The sequence below is a fragment of the Chromobacterium haemolyticum DSM 19808 genome (assembly GCF_000711885.1).
GTDB lineage: Bacteria > Pseudomonadota > Gammaproteobacteria > Burkholderiales > Chromobacteriaceae > Chromobacterium > Chromobacterium haemolyticum.
The window spans coordinates 57267-73545 of record NZ_JONK01000018.1 but is presented as its reverse complement, the minus strand read 5'-3'; the positions used below and the strand labels follow the sequence as shown (position 1 = coordinate 73545).

Sequence of the window (16279 nt, the reverse complement as noted above, 5' to 3'; positions counted from 1 at the left end):
CTCAGAAGTACAAGTAGTGGACATAGTGGAAGAACAGCGGCGCGGTATAGGTCAGCGAATCCAGCCGGTCCAGCACCCCGCCGTGGCCGGGCAGCAGGCGGCCGGAGTCCTTGACCCCGATGTCGCGCTTCACCGCGGAAATCACAATGTCGCCAATGAACCCCATCACCCCGATCAACAAACCGGCCAAGGCCGCGTGCAGCGGCGAGAACGGCGTCAGCAACGGCCCCAGCAGCCAGCCCAGCAAGCAGGTGGTCAGCGCCCCGCCCAGGAAGCCCTCCAGCGTCTTGTTGGGCGATACCTTGGGCGCCACCTTGCGCCGGCCGAAGGCCTTGCCCCACAAGTATTGCGCCACGTCGTTGAGCTGAGTCAGCGCCACCAGGTAGAACAGCAACATCGCGCCTTGGGCCGGTTCGCCGATATGGGTCAGCTGCGGCAGGGTCAACACGGCGGCCATATGGCTCAGGCAAAACACGCAAATCATCAGCCCCCATTGCAGCGAGGCGGCCGCCTTGAGGAAGCCCTGGGTCTCGCCGATCAGCACCATGCGCATCGGCAGGAACAGAAAGATGTAAACCGGGATGAAGATGATGAACATGCCGTACCAGTGAATGCCCAGCCAGTAATACTGCAGCGGGATGCTCAGATAAGCCCAGAACAGCACCACGTGATCGGCGGTGCGGGTGGCGCACAGCGTCAGGTATTCCTTCAGCGCCAGGAAGCTGATCAGCGCGAACACCACCAGCGCCAGCGGCACATTGCCCAGCAAAGTCAGCGAGAAGCAGGCGACGATCCACCACCAGGTGCGGATGCGCAGCTTCAACTCCAGCCAGTTCTTTTGCGGCGATCGGCTCTCCAGCACGCGGATGGCGACGCTGGCGATCACCAACAACGCGAATACGGCGCCCAGCGCCCAGATCAATGCCTGCGGCAACAGCGGTTTAAACATCTTCGCCCTCTTTCAAAATGGCCCGCGCCCGGTTGACGCAGGTCAGCGCCATCAAGGCGGCGCTCAATCCAAACACCCAAGCCCCCCAGGCCGTCGCCTGCGGCCACAGGCCCAGCAGCAACGCGTAGGCGCCGTATACGAAAGCGCGGTCACTTTTGCCCATAGGGCCGTCGTAGCGCCGCGTGCCGCCCAGGCTGGGGCCCAGCACGCCGACGAACTCGGTCAGCAAGGCCAGCCTCACCGCCAACACCACCCAGGCCGGCTCCGCCAACAAGAAGGCGAACGGCAGGTAGAGCGCGGCGTCGGACACCACGTCGCCCACTTCGTTGAGAATGCCGCCCAGCCGGGACTTCTGACCGTGCTCGCGCGCCAGCATGCCATCGATGGCGTTCAAGGCCATGCGCAGGAACAGGAATACGGGCAACAGCAGCCACGGCAAGGCCCGCTCCGGCTGGGTGGCCAGCCAGCCACCGTAGGCGATGGAGGCCAGCATGGCGCCGAGCGTAACGTGGTTGGCGGTAACGCCAAGGGAAACCAAGCCGCGCAGCAAGGGGCGCAGCAGGTCCTGAAAACGGGATTTGAGTTGATAGATGCTGGGCATTTCGGCTTTGGCTTGTCTGATCCGTCCCGGCGCGCTTACGCGACAGTCATCACAGTCGTCAAGAAAAGTTGCAAATCCGTCGAGGCGTCCGCCAAGGGCGGGCACACGGAAAACGCGATTATGCCGATTGCAGAAAAGCGCGGCAAAGGAAATTGTTTGGCAATCCTACCTCGAACAAAAATATCGGCCCGCCGTCGCCACGGCCTCGATTTGGACAAGGCATTGTTCCGATGAGGAAAATCACACAATCAAAACAAATTAATATATAAGACTAATTTTTAATAATTTCCAAGAATTTACAGAATGCCTTAGCATCATCTCATCGCATGTCATGGGTTTATCCATGGCAGAAAATTTCTCGGAATCACGATGCGCCGGCATCTTCTGAAAACGCGCCGCCAAACAGCGCGAACGGAACCCCCGGCGCGTCTTCAGACAAGGGGCATCATCATGAAACACGCCATCGCATTGGCCATCGCATTGAGCACCGCCGCCACCGCCGCTTGGGCCGACCGTCTGGATGACATCAAGAAAGCCGGCGTGCTGCGCGTCGCCGCCTTCGACAGCAATCCGCCATTCGGCTTTCTCGACGCCAAGACACGCCAGATCTCCGGCCTGGACGTGGACGTGGCCCAGCACATCGCCAAGAAGCTGGGCGTCAAACTCAGCCTGATCCCCACCAATCCGGCCAACCGCGTGCCGCTCTTGGTGTCCGGCAAGGCGGATCTGGTCGCCGCCAACTTCACCGTCACCGACGAGCGCAAGAAGCAAGTGGCGTTCAGCCTGCCCTACTTCGCCTCCGGTCAGCAGTTCATCGCCCGCAAGGGTTCGCTGCAAAAGCCGGAGCAACTGGCCGGACTGCGCGTGGGAGTGGACAAGGGCACCACTCAGGAGGTGAACCTGCGCGACAAATACCCCAAGACCACCGTAGTGGCCTACGACGACACCCCGCTGGCCTTCACCGCGCTGCGCAACGGCAATGTCCAGGCCATCAGCCAGGACGGCTCCAAGCTGGCCGCGCTGCTGGCCAACGCGCCGGACAAGGCCAAATTTGAACTGGCGCCGTTCACCCTGACCCGCGAATACCAGGCCATCGGCCTGCCCAAGGGCGAAGCGCGTCTGCTGAAAGCGGTGAACGACAGCCTGCTGGAACTGGAAAAATCCGGCCAGGCCGCCAAGATCTACAACCAGTGGTTCGGGCCGGCCACCAAGGCGCCGCTGCCTAGGGACTTCAAGATCGGCGAAGCCAGCTAAGACCCGCTAACAAAACCCCTGATCCTGCGTTGCGCCTCCTTGTCGTACGACTTGTACTGCCTGCGTCGGCGCGCCTTGGCTCAGGTTCTCCGCGAGGTTTTCTTAGCGGCTCCAAGAACCGGTTTACGATCTGCTGCGTGTCGGCGATACGGCGTTGAAAACGGCTTCATCATGCTCATGTACCACTCGTACATTCCGCTTTTTCGCTCGTTTTCGCCTTGTCTCGCCTTAGCTCGCGAGATCGTAAACAGACTCTAAGACGGCGCGTTTTCCCATCCGTATCCCAAGCCGCCGGGCGCGCCCGGCGGTTTCGCCATTTGAAGCGCCGCCGGCGCCGAACGGCGGCCTTATCGAAATACAGGACAGCAAGCAATGAATCCCCCCTCCTGGCTTGGCCACCACTGGCTGGAACCCCACTACCTGGGCTGGCTGCTCAAGGGCGCGCTGCTCACCGGCTGGCTGGCTCTGCTGGTCTGCGTCGCCGCCACCGCGCTAGGCATGCTGCTGACCGCGGCGCTGGAATCGCGCTGGCGCGCCTTGAGCCACGGCGCCGGCCTCTGGGTCAGTCTGCATCGCAACACGCCGCTGATGGTGCAGCTGCTGCTGTGGTATTTCGGCGTGGCCGGCCTGCTGCCGGAAACCGCCATGCTGTGGCTGAACACACCACGCAGCCTGCCCTTGCCGGGCGGCTTGACGCTGCCATGGCCGTCCTTCGAATTCCTGGCCGCGCTGGTGGGGCTAACCCTTTATAGCGCCAGCTTCATCTGCGGCGAACTACAAGCCGGGCTGCGCGGCGTCGCCGCCGGCCAGCGCCAGGCGGCGCGCGCGCTGGGCATGAACGGCTGGCAGGAGTTCCGCTGGGTGGTGCTGCCGCAGGCCTGGGCGCTGGCGCGCCGTCCCTTGGTCGGCCAATACACCGCGGTGGTGAAGAACACTTCCTTGGCGATGGCCATAGGCGTGGCGGAGTTGTCCTATACCTCGCGCCAGGTGGAAACCGAAACCCTGCTCGCCTTCCAGGCCTTCGCCGTGGCCACCGCCGCTTATCTGCTGCTGGTGCTGTTGACTCAGGCGCTGAGCCTGCGCGGCGAGCCGGCATGGAGGGCGCCGCAATGATGCCGCCGGTGATTCAGGACAATCTCGATTATCTGCTGTGGGGCAATCTGACCAACGGCGAGCCCGGCGGCCTGCTGCTGACCCTGGCCATCAGCGCCGCCGCGGGCGTGCTGGCCAGCCTGCTGGGCCTGGCCGGCGGCATCGCCCTGGTCATGTGCGGGCCCGGCCCGCGCCGCGCGCTGGCCACGCTGGTGGCGCTGCTGCGCGCCATCCCGGTGCTGATGCTGATCTTCTGGTGCTATTTCCTGCTGCCCATCCTGTTTGGGGTGGACATCCCCGGCGTACTCACCGTGGTGTTGGCGCTGGCGCTGATCAACGCGGCCTATCTGAGCCAGTCGGTGCAGGCCGGCATCGCCGCCATCGGCCCCGGACAATGGGCGGCAGGGCTGTCGCTGGGACTGGACCGCTGGCAGACGCTGCGGCTGATCGTGCTGCCGCAAGCGCTGCGCATGATGCTGCCCTCCTTCGTCAATCAGTGGATCACCCTGATCAAGGACAGCTCGCTCGCCTATGTGGTGGGCGTGGCCGAATTCACCTTCGTCGCCACTCAGGTCAACAACCGCGAGCAGGTCTACCCTTTGGAGATCTTCGCCTTCATCGCGCTGGCTTACTTTGTGGTCTGCGGCGGCCTGCAACTGCTGGGCCGCTGGAGCGACAGGCGCTGGAGTCTGCCGGCCAGGGCCTGAGAACCTGTTTACGATCTGCTGCGCGTCGGCGATACGGCGTTGAAACCGAGCTCAAAATGCTCATGTACCACGGTACATTTCGCTTTTTCGCTCGTTTTCGCCTTGTCTCGCCTTGGCTCGCGAGATCGTAAACACGTTCTTAGCGGGTCTTAATTCAAATGCTGACGGAAGAAACGCTCCATCGCGCCATACGCGTCAAAGCGGTTTTCCTCGTTGCGGAAACCATGGCCCTCATTGTCCTTGACCATGTATTCCACTTCCACGCCGCGCCTCTGCAGCGCCTTGACGATCTGATTGGATTCGTCGATGTTGACGCGCGGGTCCTTGGCCCCCTGCAACACCAGCAGCGGAGTCTTGATGCGGTCCACCTGGAACACCGGCGAGCGTTCGCGCATCATCGCCTTATCCTTGACCGGATCGCCCACCATCTCGTGCATCATGTCCAGCATCGGCTTCCAGTACGGCGGTATGGTGTTCATGAAGGTGAATAGATTGGACACCCCCACGTAATCCACCGCGCAGCGATACAAATCCGGCGTCTTAGTGATGCCCGCCAGCGTGGCATAGCCGCCGTAGCTGCCGCCGTAGATGCAGACGCGCTTCGGATCCGCCACGCCCTGCTTGACCAGCCAGTCCACGCCGTCGCTGACGTCGTCCTGCATGGTGCCGCCCCATTGTTTGAACGAGGCCTGCCAGAAATCGCGGCCATAGCCGGTGGAGCCGCGGAAGTTCATCTGTAGCACCGCCCAGCCGCGATTGGCGAAGAACTGCACCTCGGGGTTGAAGCGCCAGCTGTCGCGCGCCCATGGCCCGCCGTGCGGATTAATGATTACCGGCAGCCCCTTGGCGTCCTCCTTGCCCTTGGGCAGGGTCAGGTAGCCGTTGATAGTCAAACCGTCGCGGCTGCGGTACTGCACCGGCCGCATCGTAGCCATCTCGCTTTCCTTCAACCAGGGCGTGATCTCCGCCAGCAGTTCCAGTTTGTCGCCGGCCTCGTCGTACAGATAGCGCTTGCCCTGGGTACGGTCGTTCCAGGCCGCCACGATGAAACGGTTCTCCGCACGGTTGGCGGACTGGATATCCACCTGGTAGCCGGGCAGCCGCGCCTCCAGCCTAGCAAGCAGGGCCTCGCTCTTCTCATCTAGGCATTGCCGGCCCGGCTTGTCGGTTTCGAAGCGGGCGCAGGTGATCACTTTGCGCTTGCGGGAAAAGCCCAGGCCGTCGACGTCCACGTCGTCGCGGTGATAGATCTGCTTCACTTCCTTGCCGGTCTTGGGATCGAATTCGACGATGGCGCTCTTATCGCGGCCCAGATTGCTGGCGGCGTAGAAACGCTGGTTGTCGAAAGTGAAGAACAAGGGATTGAAACTGTCCCGGAAGGAGGTGGTCATCAGCTTGCGGAAGGCGCCGCCCGGCTGGTCGCGATACAGCAGGGTGCTGTTGACGCCGTCCGTGGTGGTGGCGATGCGGATGCGGCCATTGTGATCAGTGCTCCAACTGGTGACATTGCCGGGGTTCTTCGCCTCCAGCGTCAGCTTGCCGGTTTTCAGGTTCACCCGGTAAACGTCGAACACTTCCGGCTTGCGCTTGTTCAGGCCCACCAGCAATTCGTCGTCCCGTTCGGTGAGTTCGTCGACGATCTCCGCGCGCACGCCGGGAAACGGCGTCAGATCGCGGCTCTTGCCGCTGACCAGGTCCACCGCGTACAGGTGGAAATTCTCATCCCCGCCATTATCCTTGCTGTAAACCAGCCGCTGATTACCCTTCCAGAAATAACCCGACAGGTCGCGGTCCTTCACTTCGGTGACGCGCCGGTCCGGCTGCCCCGGCATGCGCACCACAATATTGCGCCGCGCCTCCCAAGGCGCCAGGAAAGCCACGCTCTTGCCATCCGGCGACAAGGTGAAATTGCTCTGCTCCGGATTACGGAAAAAGTCACGCAGCGGAATGTCCGCGGCGTAGGCCGCGCTGGACAACGCGACGGCCAAGGCCAGGCTCGATACCCAAGTTTTCACGAGAACCCCTTGTCTGAAATGATCCCGATCCGGCGCGGCCGCGCTGGACCCCTGCGACAATATGCCACAAAAAATATCGATTCTCGAACCACACCCCCGCAGGCACCGCTTGACCCCGGTCAAGCCGCCGTGCAACAGCCCGTGCGTCCGCCGGGCCGGCGGGCGTAGCCTGTTTCGGTCTTGGACAATCAGGGTAATCATCATGCACTTGCCGCTGCGCCTCGCCATCGTTTCCGCCTTCGCCGCCCTGCACCTCGGCCCGCACGCACACGCCATGCCGGCCGCGCCGGACTACGTCGACGACAGCCAATACCTATCCGCTGCGCGCCAGCGCGTGCTGCCCCCGGACATCCCCTGGCAGGGGGACAGCCAGCGCTTCGCCGCCAAGGCGGACGACCCGTGGGCCACGCCGCTGGAGACCAGCGGCTTCAAGCACACGCCGGCCTATCCGGAAACCATCGCCTACCTGAACAAGCTGGCCGCGGCCAAACCGGCGCTGCTCAAGCTGGGCCCGATGGCGGAAAAAACCGATCAAGGCCACGAGATGATGATGGCGTTGGTATCCTCCACCGCCGACAAATCGCCGCAGGGCCTGCGCGCCAGCGGCAAGCCGCTGATCTACGTGCAAGCCGGCATCCACCCGGGCGAAGCCAACGGCAAGGACGCCGGGCTGATGCTGATCCGCGATCTACTCATCCGCGACGACGCGCTGCTGTCAAAGGTCAACCTGCTGTTCGTCCCCACCGTCAACGTGGACGGCGACATGCGCTACGGCAAATACGGCCGCATCAACCAGAACGGGCCGGAACAGACCGGCTGGCGGGTCAACGGCCGCAACCTCAACCTGAACCGGGATTTCACCAAGCTGGACAGCCCGGAAATCCGCAACGTGGCGCGCGCGCTCAACGATTACCAGCCGGACTTCTTCATCGACACCCACAGCACGGACGGCGTCAACTACCAATACGACGTCACCTACTGCAACAACGGCCAAGGCTGGTCGCCCGAGTCCAGCCGCTGGATGGACCAGGTGATGACGCCCGAGGTCTATCGCGAACTGCGCCGCTACGGCCATGAGCCCAATGTCTGCATCTCGATGAACGACAACGAGAACCCCGACAAGGGCTATTACCCGTATTACAGCGATCTGGCGCGCTTCTCCAATCAGTACGCCGACGCCCGCGGCATCCCCGCCATCCTGGTGGAACTGCACGCGCTCAAGCCCTACAAGCAGCAAGTTCTGGGCAACTACGTGCTCTATCGCGCCATCTTCGACAGCGTGTCCCGCCATTACGACAGCCTGCGCGCCGCCATCGCCAAGGGCCGCGCCGCGCGGCCGGATCCGGTGACGCTGACCTGGAAGGAAGCCGAGGGCAAACCCAAACTGGTGGACTTCAAGGGCGTCAAGTTCGACAAGGTGCAATCTCCGATCACCGGCGACAAGATCGTGCGCTGGAGCAATCAGCCGCGCGACTACCGCCTGCCCATCACCCCGCTGACCGTGCCGGACCTCACCGCCGCGCGGCCCAAGGCCTATGTGGTGCCGGCGCAGTGGCACGAGGTGATCGCCCGGCTACGCGCTCACGGCATCCAGCTGCGCGAACTGAGCCGGCCGGAAACGCTGGACGTCACCGTCTACCGGCTGGACGATATCAAGCTGGGCACGCCGTTTGAGCCGGACCGCGAATCCGCCGACAAGATTCCCGGCTACGAAGGCCGCCTGCTGATAGACGGCAAGCCCAGCCCCTTGCAGCGCAAAGTCACCTATCCGGCCGGCTCCGTGGTGGTGGACCCGCAACAACCCTTGGGCACGCTGGCGATGCTGCTGCTGGAACCGGCCAGCCCGGACTCCTTCCTGCACTGGGGCTTCTTCAACGCCAACCTCACCTCGGCGGAAGCGCCGGAAGCCTATGTGATGGAACCGATGGCGCGGCGCATGCTGGCGGAAAGCCCGGCCTTGCGTCAGGCCTTCCAGGCCAGGCTCAAGGACCCCAAGTTCGCCAAGGACCGCAACGCCCGGCTCAACTGGTTCTATGAGCAGACGCCGTTCGCCGACAGCAACCGCTTCCTCTACCCGGTGGGCATCGTGCGCTAACCCCAGACCGCGCAAGCGGCCGCCGGCTTGTCTACACTAGAAAGATTCAAGCCGGCGGTCTCTTGGGCGGCGGCGCGACAATAACTCGCATCGGGCGGGGCGGGCAGCAGATCGTTTTCCATGTTTGCAGCGGCGGACCGGCCAAGCCCGGCCGGTCAACGGCCGCAACCAGGAGAAACCCATGCACATCAAGGTTCTCGGCGCCGCCGCCTGCATTGGCCACCCCGGCCACACCACCAGTTTTCTGATTGACGAAGACACCCTGATAGATTGCGGCACCGGCGTGACCAGCTTGCGCGCGGACGAGATGCTGTCCATCCGCCAGGTGCTGCTCACCCACAGCCACGCCGACCACTGCGGCTGCCTGCCGCTGCTGGCCGACGTTCACGCCAGCCGCCGCGGCCCCGGCCTCACTGTCTACAGCCAGCAAGAAACCCTGGACGCGCTGCGCGCCCATCTGTTCAACGGCGAACTCTGGCCGGACTACACCCGCCAACCCAGCGTCGAACAGCCCTGGCTGCGGCTGCAAGCGGTGGAGCCCGGCTACGCGCTGCCGATAGGCGAAGGCCTGGCCACCGCGCTGCCGGCCAATCACAGCGTGCCGGCGCTGGGCTGGTTGATAGAAGGCAGCTGGCGCGCTCTCGCTTTCAGCGGCGACAGCGGCCCTTGCCCGGCTTTCTGGCAATGGGTGTCCAATGTGCCCTCGCTGACCGACGTGATCTGCGAATTGACCTACACCGACGAGCGCCAGGGCGAGGCCGCGCGCCAGGGCCACATGACGCCCTTGCTATTGCTGCCCTTCCTGCCGCTGCTGCCGGCCAACACCCATCTTTGGATCAGCCACATCGACCCCGGCTGCCGCGAACACCTGCTGGAACAGCTGCGCTCCGAATACGCCAACGGCCTGCGCGTCTGCCCGCTGCGCGAAGGCATGCTGATCGAACTGTAGCCGCCGGAGACCAAGACCATGCAAGGCTATCAACTCTCCTTCTTCACCCAGCAAGACCACTGCCACGACGGCCTGCCGCTGGCGGAATGGATCGTGCAACAGGCGCGGCGGATGGACATCCGCGGCGCCACGCTGTTCACCGCCAGTGAAGGCTACGGCCGCCACCGCCGGCTGCACTCCGTCCATTTCTTCGATCTGGCGGACCAGCCCGAGGAAGTCACGCTGGTGATCAGCGCCGACGAGGCCGAGCGGCTGCTGGCCGCGCTCGCCGCCGCCGGGGTCAAGGTGTTTTACGTGAAGACGCCGGTGGAGTTCGGCGTGTTGGGGGAGGAGGAATCGTGACAACCCGGTCGGCAAGGACCGGCGGATAAGGTCTGAACTTCACATATTCACGCCACTTGGAACTCCGGGGATCTTGTAGAGCTGGTGGCTGCCCTTGATTCAGCTGGCGTCGCGCACGGCCACGAGTTCATCTAAGCTGAGGCCGCCCGCCCGCTGTCTCATCTTCTCTATGGTTTTCTCGTCGCTCATCATTGACCTTTGCCAGCCAGGCATAGCTTGATGCCGGCACCCGTTCCCCGAATCGTCAAGCCGGCAAGATCATTGAAAAACAATACATTGCCGGCGATTCCCCGACGCCCTCTCCTCTGAAAACGACGGAACTCAGTTAACGCCCAAAGGCGACGAACAATGAAACAGGGCATGGCCCGCAAGCCATGCCCTGTTCCGCCTCGCCATCGTTTAACACTCAGCGCGTCACGTCGAAGCCCGCGTCCTCCACCGCAGCCGCCAGTTCCTCCGGCGACACGATCTCCGCGTCGTACACCACCTTGGCCTGCTTAGCCTCCAGGCTGACTTCGGCCTCGCTGACGCCGGCCATGCCGCTGAGCACGCCGCTGACGCTTTTCACGCACCCCTGGCAGGTCATGCCATCCACTTTCATGATCAATTCGGACATTGCTTTCTCCTGAAAAAATTCAAACCGTCCCTCAGAACCTGTTCACGATCTGCTGCGCGTCGTGAGACGTCACACGGTGAGTACAGCTTCGAAATACTCATGTACCGTCTGTACACTGCGCCTTCTCAGCTCTTAGCTCGCGAGATCGTAAACACGTTCTCACACCGATGCCGCCTTATTTCCAGCGCCGCAGCAGCAGCGAGTTACTCACCACCGATACCGAACTCATCGCCATCGCCGCGCCGGCGATCACCGGGTTCAACATGCCCAGCGCCGCCAGCGGAATCCCCATCACGTTGTAGATAAAGGCGAACAGCAGATTCTGCCGGATTTTGCGCAGGCTGGCGCGCGACAACCGAATCGCATCCACCGCGTGCATCAAGTCGCCGTGCATCAGGGTAATGTCGGCGGCTTCTATCGCCACATCCGAGCCGGCGCCCATCGCCAGGCTGACGTCGGCGGCGGCCAACGCCGGCGCATCGTTGACGCCGTCGCCCATCATCGCCACCTTGAAGCCCTGCGCCTGCCAACGCCGCACTTCCGCCGCCTTGTCCTGCGGCTTCACCTCGGCGCGGTAGTCGCGGATGCCCGCCTCCGCGGCGATGCCGGCGGCGGTGGCCGGGTTGTCGCCGGTCAGCATCGCCACCCGTATGCCCATCCGCTGCAACTGCGCCACCGCCTGGGCCGAGCTGGGACGGATGCGATCGGCGATGGCCAGCAGGCCCAACAGCTCCTCGCCGCGCGCCACCGCCACCACGGTGTTTCCCGCCTGTTGCAAGGGCAAGGCGGCGTTCAAGGCCTGCTCGCCCAACCAGCCGGGCACGCCGGCGCGCACCAGGCCGTGACCGGCCACTTCCGCCTGCACCCCCTGCCCCACCTGGGCGGCGAAGCCGCTGACCGGCAGCAAGCCCAGGCCCTGTTCTTGCGCCTGTTGCAGGATGGCGCGCGCCAACGGGTGTTCCGATCCAGCCTCCACGCTGGCGGCCAGTTGCAGCACCAAATCCGTGTCCGCCGCCAGCGGCAGCACTTGTTTGACTTGCGGCTTGCCTTCGGTCAGCGTGCCGGTCTTGTCCACCAACAGCACCCCCACCTGGCTTGCCAGTTCCAGCGCGGTGGCGTTGCGGAACAGGATGCCGCGCCGCGCGCCGTTGCCCACGCCCACCATCACCGCTGTCGGCGTGGCCAGGCCCAAAGCGCAAGGGCAGGCAATCACCAGCACCGCCACCGCGTGGATCAGCGCCGCCGGCCAATCCTGCAGCCACAGGCCGGTAATGATGAAGGTCAACAGGCTGATGCCCACCACGACCGGCACAAACACGCCGGAAATCACGTCCGCCAATTGCTGAATCGGCGCCTTGGAGCCCTGGGCCGCGCTCACCAGGCGCACAATCTCGGCCAACTGGGTGTCCCCGCCCACGCCGGTGGCGCGGATCTTCAGCATGCCGTCCTGGTTGCGGGTGGCGGCGTAGACGCTGTCGCCGACGCGCTTGGCCACCGGCAGGCTTTCGCCGGTCAACATGCTTTCATCCAGCGCCGCCGCGCCGTCCACCACCTCGCCGTCCACCGGCAAGGTTTCGCCGTGGCGCACCACAATCAGATCGCCCTGGCGCAGCGCGGTGACCGCCACCTCCTCCACCCGGCCGTCCTCGCGCTCCACGCGGGCGGTCTTGGGCGCCAGCCGGATCAGCTCCTCAATCGCGGCCGAAGTTTTCCCCTTGGCGCGGGCTTCCAGCAGCTTGCCCAGCAGCACCAGCGTAATTACCGAGGCGCTGGCTTCAAAATAGACATGCTGGTCTTCCCGCCCCAGCAGCGTCACCGCCGCCGACAACAGCCAGGCCATGCTGGTGCCCAGGGCCACCAGCACGTCCATATTGGCGCCGCCGCCGCGCAGCGCCGCCCAGGCGCCCTTGTAGAAACGCCAGCCGACGATAAATTGCACCGGCGTGGCCAAGGCCAACTGCCAGTAACGCGGCAGCCAGCCATGGTGGCCGCCGCTGAACATCGCCGCCATTTCAATAAGGAAGGGCAAGGTCAGCAAGGCGGAGAACGCGAACCACAACCGCTCGCGCCGGTAGCGGCGCGCATGCTCGGCGGCCAGCGTGTCGTCGCCCGGCCCGGCCTTGGCCGCGGCCTGATAACCAGCGCGGCTCACCGCGGCGATCAACGCCGCCTCGTCGGCCAGACCGGCCACGTAATCGACACGGGCGCTCTCGCTGGCGAAGTTGACCTGGGCGGACACGCCTGGCAAGCGGTTCAGCACCTTCTCGATACGGCCGGCGCAGGCGGCGCAAGTCATGCCCTGGATGTCCAGCTCCGCCTGCCGGCGCGGCACGGCGAAACCAGTCTTGGCGATGGTGTCCACCAGTGTCTGCGGCGGGGTTTTGACCGGGTCGAACGAAACCTTGGCGGACTCGCTGGCGAAATTCACCGCCGCTTCCACCCCGTCCAGCCGATTCAACTGTTTTTCAATCCTGGCGGCGCAGGCCGCGCAACTCATGCCCTCAATCGGCAAATCCACGGTGCTTGCTGTCATGATGACCTCCTGGGCTGAATTATATACCCCCACAGGGTATTAATGGCAAACCGTTTTTTCGCGATTATCACAGCGTCGGGCTTTACCGCGCCGGCGGCCGCGTGGTAACAAGAAAGGCTGAGAACCCTTGCAGGAAAACGCTATGCCCCTGAAACGCTACGGCGACGATTGCGCCTTGATCGTGGTGGACGTGCAAAACAGTTTTTGTCCCGGCGGCGAGCTGGCCGTGGCCGACGGCGATCAGATCGTGCCGCTGATCAACCACATGATGCAGTTCTTCAACCGGGTGATCCTGACCCAGGATTGGCACCCGGCCAAACATGTTTCCTTCGCCAGCCAACACGCCGGCAAACAGCCTTTCGACAGCATCCAGCTGCCTTATGGCGAGCAGACGCTGTGGCCGGACCATTGCGTGGCCGGCAGCCGCGGCGCCGAATTCCACCCGGAGCTGGACACCCATCTCGCGCAGTTGATCATTCGCAAGGGTTGCAATCCGGCGCTGGACAGTTATTCCGCCTTCGTGGAAGCGGACCGCCAAACCCCCACCGGCCTGGCCGGCTATCTGGCCGAACGCGGCGTCAAGCGCGTGTGGCTGGCCGGGCTCGCCACGGACTACTGCGTAGCCTGGAGCGCGCTGGACGCGCGCGCCGCCGGCTTGGAAACCACGGTGGTGGACGATGCCTGCCGCGGCATCAATCTGAACGGGTCGCTCAGCAGCGCCTGGGCGCACATGCTGGCCGCCGGCGTGCGGAGGCTGCGCTCGGACGAGGTGTAAAAACCTGTTCAATGCCTGCTGCGCTTCGGCGATACGGCGTTGAAAGCCCATCCTTGGACACAAGAAAACACTTAGGAGAAGAAGAATGAAGCTATTCCAACACGCCCGCCTCTGGCTGGCCGCCGGCTTGCTGTTAGCCGGCTTGGCGCGCGCGGACGCGCCTCTGGTGCTAATGACGGACTTTGGCCTCAAGGACGGCGCAGTGTCGGCGATGCGCGGCGTCGCCTATTCGGTGGACCCCAAGCTGACGCTGTCCGACCTCACCCATGAAATTCCGGATTACGATATTTGGAGCGGCGCCTACCGGCTGTACCAGACCGCCAACTACTGGCCGAAGGGCACAGTGTTCGTATCGGTGGTGGATCCGGGCGTCGGCACCGAACGCCAGTCGGTAGTACTGAAAACCAGGGACGGTCGCTATTTCGTCAATCCCAACAACGGCCTGCTGACCTTGATCGCCGAACGCGACGGCGTGGCCGAACTGCGCCGCATCGACGAGAAGACCAACCGCCTGAAAGGCTCGTCGGACTCCTACACCTTCCACGGCCGCGACGTTTACGCCTACACCGGCGCGCGGCTGGCCGCCGGCAAAATCCGCTTTGAGGAAGTGGGCCCGCCGCTGCCGGCCTCCGCCGTGGTCAAACTACCGTATCAACACGCTGAAGCCGCCGGCGAACGGATCAAGGGCATGATCCCGGTATTGGACCCGCAATACGGTAATGTGTGGACCAATATCCCCAAAGCGCTGTTCGAAGCCCAAGGCTTCCGCCCCGGCGACACGGTAAAAGTGCGCATTTTCAAACAGGGCAAGCCGGTGGACGAAGTGGTGGCGCCCTACCGCCGCACCTTCGGCGAGGTGGCCAACGGCCAGCCGCTGGTCTATCTGAACAGCCTGCTGGACGTGTCGCTAGCGCTGAACATGGACAACTACGCCGCCAAGCGCGGCATCGGCTCCGGTCCGGAGTGGTCAGTGGAACTGAGCCGGCCGTAAACCCGTGCGGGCTTCCATCGCCCGCTCAGCTCCGGCTCATTGATAGAACAGGGTAAAGCACGCCCCGGCGCGAACCGCGCCGGGGATCACTCGCGCATCAATCGCCATGAAACGTGTTGGCATGGGAATCTTGCTGCTGCGTGTCGTGAGACGCCCCACGGTGAGCACGGCTCTGAAGTGCTCTTGTGCCCGTTCTCTCAGCCGTTTTCGCCTTGTCCCGCCCTGGCTCGCGAGATCGTAAACACGGGTGTGCAAGGCGCAGGGAAACGCAAGCAAGGCCCTAGAGCCAGCGCCTTTTCCAGAACAACCAGCTCAATCCGCCGGCAATGCCCAGCATCGCCACCAACACCAGATGGTAGCCATAATGCCATTTCAGCTCCGGCATGTATTCGAAATTCATGCCGTAGATGCCGGCGATCAGCGTCAGCGGCATGAAGATCATAGTCAATACGGTGAGCACCCGCATTTGCAGGTTGAGGCGGTGAGATTGGGTGGAGAGGTAAAGGTCCAACATATCGCCCACCATCTCACGCGACATTTCCAGGGACTCGATCACATGCATGGTGTGATCATAGGCGTCTCGCAGATAGACCAGCGTTTCCGGCTTGAAGAAGCCGTGCTCGCCGCGATTCAGCGAAATCAACATTTCCCGCATCGGCATCAGCGCGCGGCGCAGTTTCAGGCAATCGCGCTTCAGACGCTGAATCTGCATCAACACGCCCTGGTCGCGGCCTCGCAGCAGGGTGCTATCCATGCGCTCCACCCTTTCGTTGAACTCGGTGAGCACGCCGAAGTAGTCGTCTATCATCGCATCCAGCAAGGAATAGCCCAGATAGTCCGCCTCCTTGTGACGCAGCAGGCCGCGTCCGCGGCGCAGCCGCTCCCGAACTTCCTCGAACACGCCGGTGGGGCGCTCCTGGAAGGTGAGCACGAAGCGACGGCCGATGACCAGGTATATCTGATCGGACAACAGCCTCCCAGTGCCGTTCTCGCTGTGTTGGTGGTAGTCGAACACCCGGCCGGCGATAAACAGGTAGTCGCCGTAGTCTTCCACTTTGGGCCGCTGCCGCGCATTCATGATGTCTTCCAGCACCAGCGCGTGCAGGCCAAAGCGCTGGCCGATGGCACGCATCACCTCGGGCTGGTGCAGACCATAGACGTTGAGCCAGAGCACGCCGTCGCCGGACTGGTGGGCCATGCCTTCGGCCACGGTTTGGAACGAGGTTTCCTGCAGTTGCTCCGGCCCGTATTCAAACAGCGAGATCGAGGCTTCCGGCAGCTTGGCCTCCCCCACCGACAGCAGGGTGCCAGGCGCTTCACCCAACGTGGGTATGCGTTTTTTCAGCGTGGTGTGACGCAT

The 16279-nt window shown here is 63.6% G+C and carries 14 protein-coding genes; 8 read left to right on the top strand and 6 right to left on the bottom strand.

Annotated elements, in window-relative coordinates:
* Window position 1: 1 nt before the first annotated feature.
* Complete coding sequence (locus BR71_RS12240; protein WP_107732795.1) at window positions 2–949, bottom strand: phosphatidate cytidylyltransferase; 948 nt, start codon at window positions 947–949, stop codon at window positions 2–4.
* Window positions 942–1550 (bottom strand): CDP-alcohol phosphatidyltransferase family protein, encoded by a 609-nt coding sequence (locus BR71_RS12235; protein ID WP_043637662.1) that lies wholly within the window; start codon window positions 1548–1550, stop codon window positions 942–944. The genes BR71_RS12240 and BR71_RS12235 overlap by 8 nt, the downstream gene beginning before the upstream one ends.
* Before the next feature lie 450 nt (window positions 1551–2000).
* Here BR71_RS12235 and BR71_RS12230 point away from each other — a divergent pair, with 450 nt between their 5' ends.
* The 3 genes from BR71_RS12230 to BR71_RS12220 all read left to right on the top strand — a co-directional run bounded on the left by BR71_RS12230 (window position 2001) and on the right by BR71_RS12220 (window position 4603).
* On the top strand, window positions 2001–2804 hold the full coding sequence (locus BR71_RS12230; protein WP_019102759.1) for an ABC transporter substrate-binding protein: 804 nt from the start codon (window positions 2001–2003) through the stop codon (window positions 2802–2804).
* Between the two features lie 372 nt (window positions 2805–3176).
* A complete protein-coding gene (locus BR71_RS12225; RefSeq protein WP_043637660.1) occupies window positions 3177–3917 on the top strand; it encodes an amino acid ABC transporter permease in 741 nt (246 codons plus the stop codon).
* Window positions 3899–4603, top strand: coding sequence for an amino acid ABC transporter permease (locus tag BR71_RS12220; protein WP_244269622.1), 705 nt, complete (start codon window positions 3899–3901; stop codon window positions 4601–4603). The genes BR71_RS12225 and BR71_RS12220 overlap by 19 nt, the downstream gene beginning before the upstream one ends.
* Window positions 4604–4752: 149 nt before the next feature.
* On the opposite strand, the gene BR71_RS12215 is transcribed toward BR71_RS12220, so the two are convergent.
* Entirely contained in the window at window positions 4753–6618 is a 1866-nt protein-coding gene (locus tag BR71_RS12215) for a S9 family peptidase (RefSeq protein ID WP_043637654.1), read from the bottom strand.
* Window positions 6619–6820: 202 nt separating this feature from the next.
* On the opposite strand from BR71_RS12215, the gene BR71_RS12210 reads away from it, so the two are divergent.
* The 3 genes from BR71_RS12210 (at window position 6821) to BR71_RS12200 (ending at window position 10004) form a co-directional block, all read left to right on the top strand.
* On the top strand, window positions 6821–8713 hold the full coding sequence (locus BR71_RS12210; protein ID WP_043637650.1) for a M14 family metallopeptidase: 1893 nt from the start codon (window positions 6821–6823) through the stop codon (window positions 8711–8713).
* Between the two features lie 181 nt (window positions 8714–8894).
* On the top strand, window positions 8895–9662 hold the full coding sequence (locus BR71_RS12205) for a 3',5'-cyclic-nucleotide phosphodiesterase (protein WP_043637648.1): 768 nt from the start codon (window positions 8895–8897) through the stop codon (window positions 9660–9662).
* Window positions 9663–9680: 18 nt separating this feature from the next.
* A complete protein-coding gene (locus BR71_RS12200) occupies window positions 9681–10004 on the top strand; it encodes a DUF190 domain-containing protein (RefSeq protein ID WP_019102753.1) in 324 nt (107 codons plus the stop codon).
* A 406-nt stretch (window positions 10005–10410) separates the two neighbouring features.
* Here BR71_RS12200 and BR71_RS12195 read toward each other — a convergent pair whose 3' ends face one another.
* Window positions 10411–10620 (bottom strand): heavy-metal-associated domain-containing protein, encoded by a 210-nt coding sequence (locus BR71_RS12195; protein ID WP_019102750.1) that lies wholly within the window; start codon window positions 10618–10620, stop codon window positions 10411–10413.
* Between the two features lie 175 nt (window positions 10621–10795).
* Window positions 10796–13153, bottom strand: a complete 2358-nt coding sequence (locus BR71_RS12190; protein ID WP_043637644.1) for a heavy metal translocating P-type ATPase — start codon at window positions 13151–13153, stop codon at window positions 10796–10798.
* Between the two features lie 142 nt (window positions 13154–13295).
* Here BR71_RS12190 and pncA point away from each other — a divergent pair, with 142 nt between their 5' ends.
* Together pncA and BR71_RS12180 are read left to right on the top strand one after the other, a co-directional pair.
* Window positions 13296–13928, top strand: a complete 633-nt coding sequence (gene pncA, locus BR71_RS12185; protein ID WP_114152073.1) for a bifunctional nicotinamidase/pyrazinamidase — start codon at window positions 13296–13298, stop codon at window positions 13926–13928.
* Window positions 13929–14013: 85 nt separating this feature from the next.
* Window positions 14014–14919 (top strand): SAM hydrolase/SAM-dependent halogenase family protein, encoded by a 906-nt coding sequence (locus BR71_RS12180; protein WP_043637640.1) that lies wholly within the window; start codon window positions 14014–14016, stop codon window positions 14917–14919.
* Between the two features lie 280 nt (window positions 14920–15199).
* On the opposite strand, the gene corA is transcribed toward BR71_RS12180, so the two are convergent.
* Window positions 15200–16279 carry a magnesium/cobalt transporter CorA gene (corA, locus tag BR71_RS12175; RefSeq protein WP_043637637.1) on the bottom strand — a complete coding sequence of 360 codons (1080 nt, stop codon included), beginning with the start codon at window positions 16277–16279 and terminating at the stop codon, window positions 15200–15202.

Bases quoted from the DNA above. Each gene is read 5' to 3' on its own strand.
- BR71_RS12240 (WP_107732795.1), bottom strand. From the start codon at position 949: ATGTTTAAACCGCTGTTGCCGCAGGCATTGATCTGGGCGCTGGGCGCC.
- BR71_RS12235 (WP_043637662.1), bottom strand. From the start codon at position 1,550: ATGCCCAGCATCTATCAACTCAAATCCCGTTTTCAGGACCTGCTGCGC.
- BR71_RS12230 (WP_019102759.1), top strand. From the start codon at position 2,001: ATGAAACACGCCATCGCATTGGCCATCGCATTGAGCACCGCCGCCACC.
- BR71_RS12225 (WP_043637660.1), top strand. From the start codon at position 3,177: ATGAATCCCCCCTCCTGGCTTGGCCACCACTGGCTGGAACCCCACTAC.
- BR71_RS12220 (WP_244269622.1), top strand. From the start codon at position 3,899: ATGGAGGGCGCCGCAATGATGCCGCCGGTGATTCAGGACAATCTCGAT.
- BR71_RS12210 (WP_043637650.1), top strand. From the start codon at position 6,821: ATGCACTTGCCGCTGCGCCTCGCCATCGTTTCCGCCTTCGCCGCCCTG.
- BR71_RS12205 (WP_043637648.1), top strand. From the start codon at position 8,895: ATGCACATCAAGGTTCTCGGCGCCGCCGCCTGCATTGGCCACCCCGGC.
- BR71_RS12200 (WP_019102753.1), top strand. From the start codon at position 9,681: ATGCAAGGCTATCAACTCTCCTTCTTCACCCAGCAAGACCACTGCCAC.
- BR71_RS12195 (WP_019102750.1), bottom strand. From the start codon at position 10,620: ATGTCCGAATTGATCATGAAAGTGGATGGCATGACCTGCCAGGGGTGC.
- BR71_RS12190 (WP_043637644.1), bottom strand. From the start codon at position 13,153: ATGACAGCAAGCACCGTGGATTTGCCGATTGAGGGCATGAGTTGCGCG.
- pncA (WP_114152073.1), top strand. From the start codon at position 13,296: ATGCCCCTGAAACGCTACGGCGACGATTGCGCCTTGATCGTGGTGGAC.
- BR71_RS12180 (WP_043637640.1), top strand. From the start codon at position 14,014: ATGAAGCTATTCCAACACGCCCGCCTCTGGCTGGCCGCCGGCTTGCTG.
- corA (WP_043637637.1), bottom strand. From the start codon at position 16,279: ATGCGTCACACCACGCTGAAAAAACGCATACCCACGTTGGGTGAAGCG.